The sequence below is a fragment of the Kitasatospora sp. NPDC056800 genome (assembly GCF_042789775.1).
Taxonomy (GTDB): domain Bacteria; phylum Actinomycetota; class Actinomycetes; order Streptomycetales; family Streptomycetaceae; genus Kitasatospora.
In genome coordinates, this window is record NZ_JBHUAL010000031.1 from 1 (window position 1) to 9,510 (window position 9,510).

The following is a 9,510-nucleotide window of genomic DNA, read 5'->3' on the forward strand; positions in this document are numbered from 1 at the left end:
GTGGTGCTCGGTGGTGCGGTGGTGCTGTGCGGTGGTGCTGTGCGGTGGTGCGGTGCTGTGCAGTGCGGTGGTGCAGGGGCGCCCGGGGTGCGCCCAGACGCACGCGGGGTGCTCAGGGCGCCGGGCGGTCGGCGCGTCGGCGGGTCGGGCGCCGGGCGCTCAGGGTGTGGCCGGGTGGGCCGGGGCGAGCGGGGCGACGGCGGCGAAGCCCTCGATCACCGCGTCGTTGGCGTCCTTCTCGCCGATGGCGACCCGGATGCCCTGGCCGGGGTAGTAGCGCACGGCCACGCCCAGGCGCTCCAGCTCCGCGCGCAGCGGGAGCTGGTCGCCGGGGGCGTCGACCCACAGGAAGTTGGTGACGCTGGGCGCCACCGTCCAGCCGAGGCGCAGCAGTTCGGCCTCGGTGCGCTCCCGCTCCGCGGCGATCTCGGCGATCCGGCGCGCCATCTCGTCCTCGGCGCCGACGGCGGCGAGCAGGCCCGCCTCCTGGAGCCGGTTCACCGCGTACGGCACCTGGTGGTCCCGTACCCGCTGGGCCACGGACTCCTCCGCCAGCGCGTAGCCGATCCGCAGCGCGGCGATGCCGTGCGACTTGGACAGGGTGCGCAGCACCACGAGGTTCGGCCACTCGGCGATCCGGGCCGGCACGTCCGGGGCCTGCCAGCCCAGGGCGAAGTCGACGTACGCCTCGTCGAGCAGGATCAGCGCGGTGGCCGGCACCCGGCGGAAGAACTCCGTCAGCTCGGCCCAGGAGTAGACCGTGCCGGTCGGGTTGTGCGGGTTGCACAGCACGACGATCCGGGTGCGCCCGTCCATCCGCTCGGCCATCGCCGCCAGGTCGTGCCGGGCGTCGGGGCCGAGCGGGACCGGCCGGGCCTCGGCCCGGGCGATCTCGCAGAACAGCGGGTACGCGTCGAAGCAGGGCGCCGAGTGGACCACGTTGTCGCCGGGCTCGACCACCGCGTGGAAGAGGTCCAGCGCCACGCCCGCCGAGCCGTGGCCGACCACGACCTGGCCGGCCGGGACGTCCTGCCAGTCGGCGACGATCCCGGCGATCCGCTCCGGACGGAAGTCCGGGTAGCGGTGCAGGTCGGCACTGGCCTCGGCCAGCGCCGCCAGCACCGACGGCAGTGGCGGGTACGGGTGCTCGTTCTGTGCCAGCAGGTACCTGGCGTCCGACGGGCCGGCCATCAGTCGGCCTGGAGGACGTAGAGCCAGGAGTGCGGGGTGGCGAGCGCCTCGACGCGGTCGATCCGCAGGCCGGCCTCGGTGAACAGCTCCTCGTAGGTGGCCTTGGTGTGCAGCGGGACGCCCATCATCGCGTGCGCCAGCTCGAAGCCGACCGAGAAGACCGGCTGGGCGCCGTCGGAGGTGCCCGGGTCGCGCAGCATGGTGTCGCCGAGGACGAAGGTGCGGGCCTTCGGGAAGGACTCCCGCATCCGGGTGAAGATCGAGGAGCGGGTGGCCGGGTCGGCCAGCAGGTCGTGCAGCAGGAAGAAGCTCATCACGGTGTCGACCTCGGCCACCTCGGCGGCCTCGGCGTCGTTGTCGATCTGGGTGCCGAGCAGGCCCAGCACGTCCGCGCGGACGGCGGTGACCCGGTCCTGCATGCCGGCCTCGACGATGTCGCGGCGGGCGATGTCGGTGGCCGGGCGGCTGATGTCGATGCCCAGGCCCCGGGAGCCCTCGCGCTGCGAGACCACCCGGCGCACCCGGGCGGAGGTGCCCGAGCCCAGGTCGGCGATGTGCCGGAAGTCGATGCCGCTCAGCACGTCGGTGAGCTGGGCGGCGAACAGCGACTGGTCGCACTGGGCGGAGCCGAGGGCGACCATCGCCTCGTCGCGGAAGACGTCCGTGTCGTAGCGGTGGGTGCCGGCGCTCAGGTGGCCGGCGCGGCCGAACACGTCGTGGTAGCCGCCGACGGCCCAGGTGAAGTAGCCGCGCGCGGCGGCGATCTCCAGGCCCGCCTCGGTGGGCAGGTAGGCGTCGCCGTCGGCCTTGAGGTAGCCGTAGTCGGCGGCGGCGCGCAGCACGGCCTCGGTCCGGGCGGTGTCGCCGGCCTGGGCGGTGGCCTCGGCGGCCGAGAGCGGCTCGCCGCGCCCGATCGACTCCAGCAGGCCGATCCGGTCCAGCGCGAAGATCACGTTGGCGGCGATGAAGCCGTTGTAGGCGTCGGTCGAGGTGATCGGCGACGGGGTGATGCCACGCCAGGTGTCGGGGATGGCCGCAGTGGTCATGGTGGTGTCCGTTTCTCGGTGGGCGGACCGGGTGCGGTCCGCGTGGTGTGCGCAGGTCGGTCGCCTGCGGTCGGTAGGGGTCTGAAGTCGGTGCGTCAGGAGGTCAGGCGGGCGGCGAGCACCGGGCCGATGACGGCGAGCGCCTCGGTGCCCGTCATCGCGCCGTGGGTGCTCGGCACCTCGTGGACGTCGAGCCGGCCGCCCAGGTGCGGGCGCCAGCTCTCCGGGTCGGGGGCGTCGGCCGGCCGGTCCTTGGCGGCGGTGAAGAACACCGCGTCGCCGTCGTAGCCGGGCAGCGGGAGTTCGTGGGACAGCTCGGCGTTGGCCTGGAAGACCGAGACCACCCGGGCCACCCCGGCGCCGCTGAGGCCGGCCAGCGGGCCCTCGCCGTCGCGGACGAGCGCGGCGTAGCCGTCCTCGTCGGCGGGCCAGGCGGTGACCTCCCCGGCCGGGTGGCCGAGCGAGTCGAGGATCACCGCGAGCTGCGCCGGGTCGTCCCGCCACTGCTCGGGCCCCGGCTCGCCGGTGCCCGGGTAGGCGTCCAGCAGGGCCAGCAGCCGGACCTCCTCGCCCTGGCGGCGCAGCAGCGCGGCGATCGCGTGGGCGACGGCCCCGCCGAACGACCAGCCGAGCAGGGCGTACGGGCCCTCGGGGCGGACGGCGCGGATCTGCGCGAGGTAGGTCCGGGCCAGCTCCTCGACCGAGGCCGGGTGCGCGGCCGGGTCGGCCAGGCCGGGGGCCTGGAGGCCGTAGATCGGCTGCTCGGCGTCGAGGTGGCGCAGCAGGCCGGTGTAGACCCAGCTGATGCCGGCGGCCGGGTGGACGCAGAACAGCGGCGGGCGCGAGCCGCGGGTGCGGATCGGCAGCAGGACGGGGAAGCTCTCGGCGGCCGGGCCCCGGGTGAGCCGCTCGGCCAGCCGGGCCACGGTCGGCGCCTCGAACAGCGTGCGGACGCCGACCTGGTCGCCCTCGCCGACCAGGTCGCGCAGGCCCGCGACCAGCCGGCTGGCCAGCAGCGAGTGCCCGCCCAGTTCGAAGAAGTTGTCGTCCACGCCGACCTTCTCCAGCCCGAGCAGGTCGGCGAACAGGCCGCAGAGCAGCTCCTCCTGGGGCGTCGCGGGCGCCCGCCCGGAGCCGAGCCAGGTGGTGTCGGGGGCCGGCAGGGCCTTGCGGTCGACCTTGCCGTTGGCGGTCAGCGGCAGGGCGTCCAGGGCGACGACCGCCGAGGGCACCATGTAGTCCGGCAGGGACGCGCCGACGTGGGCCCGCAGTTCGGCCTGGTCGACCGTCCGCCCGGGGTGGGCGACGGCGTAGCCGACCAGCCGGCGGTCGCCCGGGCGGTCCTCCCGGACCAGCACGAACGCCTGGGCCAGGGCGGGGTGGCGGGCCAGCACGGCCTCGATCTCGCCGGGCTCGATCCGGAAACCGCGGATCTTCACCTGGTGGTCGGTGCGGCCCAGGTACTCCAGGGCGCCGTCGGCCTGGCGGCGGACCAGGTCGCCCGAGCGGTACATCCGGCTGCCGGGGGCGCCGTACGGGTCGGCGACGAAGCGCTCGGCGCTCTGGCCGGGCCGGTTGAGGTAGCCGCGGGCCAGGCCGGCGCCCGCGATGTACAGCTCGCCCTCGACCCCGGCCGGGACGGGCTGGAGCGCGGCGTCCAGGACGTAGAGCCGGGTGTCCAGCACGGGCCGGCCCATCGGCGGGGCGATCCGGCCGGCGAGCGGTTCGCTCATGCTGGCGCAGACGGTGGACTCGGTCGGGCCGTAGGCGTTGACCATCCGCAGCCGGGCCGACCAGTGCTCGACCAGGTCGGGCGGGCAGGCCTCGCCGGCCACCACCAGGGTGCCGCCCTCCGGCAGCGCGTCCGGGGCCAGGACGGCCAGCGCGGTCGGCGGCAGGGTCAGGTGGGTGACGCCCTGCTCGGCGATCAGCTCGGTCAGCGAGGGGCCGGGCAGCAGCTGGTCGGCGTCGCCGAGGACGGCCCGGGCGCCGGTGAGCAGCGCCATGCCCAGCTCCCAGACGGCCGCGTCGAAGGACGGCGAGGCGAACAGCAGCACCCGGCTGTCCGGGGTGACGGCCAGGCCCCGGCGCTGGCTCTCCACCATGGCGGCGAGGCCGGTGTGGGTGACCACCACGCCCTTGGGGCGGCCGGTGGAGCCCGAGGTGTAGATGACGTACGCGGCCGAGTGCGGGGTGATCGCGGTGCCGGTGAGGTCGTGCGCCGGGTGGCCGGAGGCGTCCAGGTCCTCGATCAGCAGCCGCGGGACGGTGCTGTCGGCGAGCAGGCCGTCGGCCAGCGCCCGGCTGGTGAGGACCAGCGCGGGCCGGGCGTCGTCCAGCATGTAGGCGATCCGGTCGGCCGGGTAGCGCGGGTCCAGCGGCTGGAAGACCGCGCCGGCCTTGAGCACGGCGAGCTGGGCGACGATCAGCTCGATCGAGCGCTCCAGGGCGATCGCGACGAACCGCTCGGGGCCCGCGCCGTGCTCGATCAGCAGCCGGGCGAAGCGGTTGGCGCGCTCGTTCAGCTCGCCGTAGGTGACCTGCTCGGCGCCGAAGGAGAGCGCGACGGCCTCCGGGCGGGCGGCGGCCCGGGCCTCGAAGAGCGCCGGGAAGGTGCCGAGCGGGAGGTCCTCCCGGGTGTCGTTCCAGCCGGTGAGCAGCTGCTCGCGCTCCTCGGGCGCCAGCACCTCGACCCGGCCCACCGCGAGGTCCGGGTCGGCCAGCACCGCGCGCAGGGCGCGCTCGAAGCGGGCGGCCGTCGCCTCGGCGGTGGCCCGGTCGAACAGGTCGACGGCGTACTCCACCGTCAGGCCCAGCCCGGCGGGCGCGCCGGCCGCGTCGAAGCTCTCGCTGAAGGCGAAGGTCAGGTCGAACTTGGCGAGGTCGGAGTCCAGTTGCTCGACCCGGCCGGGCAGGCCGTCGAGGCTGATCTCCCCGGCGTCGCCGCCGGAGGTCAGCATCACCTGGCAGAGCGGGTGGCGGGCGGTCGAGCGCACCGGGTTGAGCAGCTCGACCAGCCGCTCGAAGGGCACGTCCTGGTGCTCGAAGGCGTCCAGGGTGGAGACCCGCACGCGCTCCACCAGCTCCCGGAAGCTCGGGTCGCCGGAGAGGTCGGTGCGCAGCACCAGGGTGTTGACGAAGAAGCCGACCAGGTCCTCCAGCGCCTCGTCGGTGCGGCCGGCCACCACGGTGCCGATCGGCAGGTCGGTGCCCGCGCCGATCCGGCCCAGGGTGGTGGCGAGCGCGGCCTGCATCACCATGAAGACGCTGGCCCGGCTCCGCTGCGCCAACTCGACCAGGGAGGCGTGGAGTCCGGCGTCCATCCGCAGCTCGACGGCGGCGCCGAGGCGGCTCGGGGCGGCGGTGCGGTGCCGGTCGAAGGGGAGCGTCAGCTCCTCCGGCAGGTCGGCCAGGGCCTGCTGCCAGTAGGCGAGTTGGTCGGTCAGCAGGGCGCTGGGCCGCTCGTCGGTGCCGAGCAGCTCGTGCTGCCAGAGGGTGTAGTCGGCGTACTGCACCGGCAGCGGCTCCCAGTCGGGGGCGGTGCCGGTGCGGCGGGCCCGGTACGCCTCGGCGAGGTCGCGCACCAGCGGGACCACGGACCAGCCGTCGGTGGCGATGTGGTGCATCAACACCAGCAGGACGTGCTCCTGGTGCGGCAGCGACAGCAGGGTGGCGCGCACCGGCAGGTCGCGGGCGAGGTCGAAGACCTGCGACCCGGCCTCGGCGAGGGCCGCCGCGAGCTCCTCCTCGGAGGCCACCGAGGCGGTGTGCAGCGGGAGTTCGGGGTTCTCCAGGAGCAGCTGGTGCGGCTGCCCGTCGGTGGTCGGGTAGACGGTGCGGAGCACTTCGTGGCGCTCCAGCACGTCCGCCAGGGCCGCCTGGAGGGCGGCGGCGTCGACCGGGCCGGTCAGCCGGAGGGCGCACGGGGTGTTGTAGAGCGCGCTCGGGCCCTCGAACTGGTCGATGAACCAGAGGCGTTGCTGCGCGGGGGAGAGCGGGACGCGGTCGGGGCGCTCGACCGGCCGCAGGGCCGGACGGGCGGCGCCCGGGGCGGGCAGCGCCTCGGCGAGCGCGGCCACGCTGGGGGCGTCGAACAGTGTGCGGACGGGCAGTTCGGTGCCGAGCGCGGTGCGGATGCGGCCGACCAGCTTGGTGGCGAGCAGCGAGTGGCCGCCCAGGTCGAAGAAGCTGTCGTCGATCCCGATCCGCTCCAACCCGAGGACGTCGGCGAAGAGTTCGCACAGGGCGCGCTCGGTGTCGGTGCGCGGGGCGCGGCCCTCGGCGCCGCCGGTCCAGTCCGGGGCGGGCAGGGCGCGGCGGTCCACCTTGCCGTTGGCCGTCACCGGGAGGGCGTCGAGGACGACCACGGCGGCCGGGAGCATGTAGCCGGGCAGGCTGTCGGCGACGGCGGCGCGCAGCTCGGCGGGAGTGCCGTCGCCGGTGGCGTACACCACCAGGCGTTTGTCGCCGGGCCGGTCCTCGCGGACCACGGCGAAGGCCTGGCCGACGCCCGGGAGGGCGGTGAACGCGCCCTCCACCTCGCCGAGTTCGATCCGGAAGCCGCGGATCTTGACCTGGTCGTCGGCCCGGCCGAGGAACTCCAGCACGCCGTCGGCGGTCCAGCGGACCAGGTCGCCGGTGCGGTACATCCGGGCGCCGGGCTCGCCGAACGGGCAGGCGACGAAGCGCTCGGAGGTCAGGCCGGGGCGGCCGACGTAGCCGCGGGCCAGGCCGGCCCCGGCGATGTACAGCTCGCCGGCCACGCCGGCCGGGACGGGCTGGAGCGCGGTGTCCAGCACGTACAGCCCGGTGTTGTTCAGCGGGCGCCCGATCGGCACCACGGCGGGGACGGGCTCGCCCGGGGCCATGGTGAAGGTGGTCTTGATGGCGGTGGTCTCGGTGGGGGCGTACACCGCGACCACGGAGGTGTCCGGGCAGGCCCGGTGGAGCCGGCGGACGGACTCCGGCGGGACGACGTCGCCGCCGGTCCACACCTGGCGGACGTTGCGGAAGGCGGCCGGGTCCTCGTCGGCCATCAGCCGCAGCAGGCCGGACGGGGCCTGGACCAGGGTCACCTCGTGGGTGGTGATGGTCTCGGCGAGGCGGCGGATGTCCAGCTCGCCGGGCTCGGCGAGCACGATCGCCCCGCCGGTGACCAGCGGCGCCCAGATCTCGGTGGTGGAGGCGTCGAAGGCGGTGGGCGAGTGCAGCAGCACCCGCTCGTGGTGGCCGGCCCGGAAGTGCGGGTTGCCCAGCAGGTCCACCACGTTGCGGTGGGTGACGGCGACGCCCTTGGGTACCCCGGTCGAGCCCGAGGTGTACATCACGTAGACGAGTTGGCCGGGCAGGACGGGCACGGCCGGGTCGCCCGCCGCGGGGGCCCCGGCGAGCAGCGCGTCGGTGACCTCGACGGTGGCGAAGCCCTCGGTGGCGAGCACCGGGTGGCCCTGGTGGGCCGGGTCGACGAGCAGCAGGGCGGTGCGGGTGTCGGCGAGGATGTGCTGGAGCCGGTCCAGCGGGTAGCGGTCGTCCAGCGGGACGTAGGTGCCGCCCGCCTTGGCGATCGCGAGGACGGCGGTGAGCAGCCCGGCGGAGCGCTCCATCAGCACCGCGACCGGCTGCTCGGTGGTCAGGCCGCGCTCCAGCAGCAGGGCGGCGAGCCGGTTGGCGCGGTCGTTCAGCTCGGCGTAGTCGAGCCGCTCGGTGCCGGAGACCAGGGCGAGGGCCCCGGGGGTGGCGGCGGCCTGGGCCTCGAACAGCCGGGGCAGGCTCTGCTCGGCGACCGGCGCGGCCGGCCCGTTCCAGCCGGTGAGCAGCTGCTCGCGCTCGGCCGGGGCGAGGATCTCGATGCCGCCGATCGGGGCGTCCGGGGCGGCCACGGCGGCGCGCAGGACGCGCACCAGCCGCTCGGCGAGGGAGACGGCGGTGGCGTGGTCGAAGAGGTCGGCCGCGTAGTCGACGGCGGCGCGCACGCCCAGGCAGGTGCCGTCGGCCGCGAGCCGCTCGACGAAGTTGAAGTTGAGGTCGAACTGGGCCTGCGCCTCGCCGACCTCGACCGGGGTGCCCGTCGCGGTGCCGAAGGCGAGGTCGCCGGCCTGCTCCGCGTTGAGCGTGACGACGGTCTGGAAGAGCGGGTGGCGGGCGGGGGTGCGGGTGGGGTTGAGGTGCTCGACCAGGCGCTCGAAGGGGATGTCCTGGTGGTCGTAGGCGTCCAGGTTCGCGCGCCGGACGCGGTCGAGCAGCTCGCGGAAGGTCGGGTCGCCGCTGGTGTCGGTGCGCAGCAGCAGGGTGTTGACGAAGAAGCCGACCAGGTCGTCCAGGGCCTCGTCGGTGCGGCCGGCCACGGGGGTGCCGAGCGGGAGGTCGGTGCCGGCGCCGAGGCGGGTGTAGAGGGTGGCGACCGCGGCCTGCAGCGCCATGAACAGGCTGGCGTGCCGGCCGGAGGCCAACTCGGTGAGCGCGCTGTGCAGTTCGGCGTCCAGCTCGAAGTCGGCGGCGCCGCCGCGGCGGCTCGGCCGGGCCGGGCGCGGCCGGTCGTAGGGGAGCGCCAGCTCCTCCGGCAGGTCGGACAGCTCCTGCCGCCAGTGGGCGAGTTGCAGGGAGACGACGCTCTCCGGGTCGTCCTCCTCGCCGAGCAGCTCGCGCTGCCAGAGGGTGTAGTCGGCGTACTGCACCGGCAGCGGCTCCCACCGCGGCTCGGTGCCGGTGGTCCGGGCCCGGTAGGCCTCGGCGAGGTCGCGGAAGAGCGGGGCGACCGACCAGCCGTCGCTGGCGATGTGGTGGGTGAGCAGCAGCAGGACGTGCTCGTCCGGCGCGGGCAGCGCGTACAGCCAGGCCCGCACGGGCAGGTCGGCGGCGAGGTCGAAGACCTGCCCGGCGGCCTCGTGCAGCAGCGCGGGCAGCTCGGCCTCGTCGGCCACCGGCACCCGGTGCAGCGTCGGGCGCCCCTCGGTGAGGATGTGCTGGTGGGGCTGGCCGTCGGTGGTGGGGAAGACGGTGCGCAGCACCTCGTGCCGGTCCACCACGTCCCCGAGCGCGCCTTCGAGGGCGGCGGCGTCGAGCCGGCCGGTCAGCCGGAGGGCGAACGGAGTGTTGTAGAGGGCGCTCGGGCCCTCGAACTGTTCGATGAACCAGAGCCGCTGCTGGGCGAACGACAACGGGATCAAGGTCTGCCTCCGACTGGCGACGTACGGCTGCTGTGGCTGGTGGGGCTGCGGTGCCCGGTGGTGCGGAGCGGTCGTGCGGCGGGGGCGGGCCGTGCCGGTGGCGCGGC

2 protein-coding genes and 1 pseudogene are annotated in these 9,510 nt (G+C 75.3%); all 3 read right to left on the minus strand.

Annotated features, from left to right (window positions below; genetic code table 11):
• Positions 1-159 precede the first annotated feature (159 nt).
• On the minus strand, positions 160-1,191 hold the full coding sequence (locus ACFRQN_RS10105; protein WP_049649757.1) for a histidinol-phosphate transaminase: 1,032 nt from the start codon (positions 1,189-1,191) through the stop codon (positions 160-162).
• Positions 1,191-2,237, minus strand: a complete 1,047-nt coding sequence (locus tag ACFRQN_RS10110; protein WP_049649758.1) for a class I SAM-dependent methyltransferase — start codon at positions 2,235-2,237, stop codon at positions 1,191-1,193. The genes ACFRQN_RS10105 and ACFRQN_RS10110 overlap by 1 nt, the downstream gene beginning before the upstream one ends.
• A 95-nt stretch (positions 2,238-2,332) precedes the next feature.
• Positions 2,333-9,403, minus strand: a pseudogene (locus ACFRQN_RS10115) (amino acid adenylation domain-containing protein); the annotation flags it as partial.
• Between the last annotated feature and the right edge of the window lie 107 nt (positions 9,404-9,510).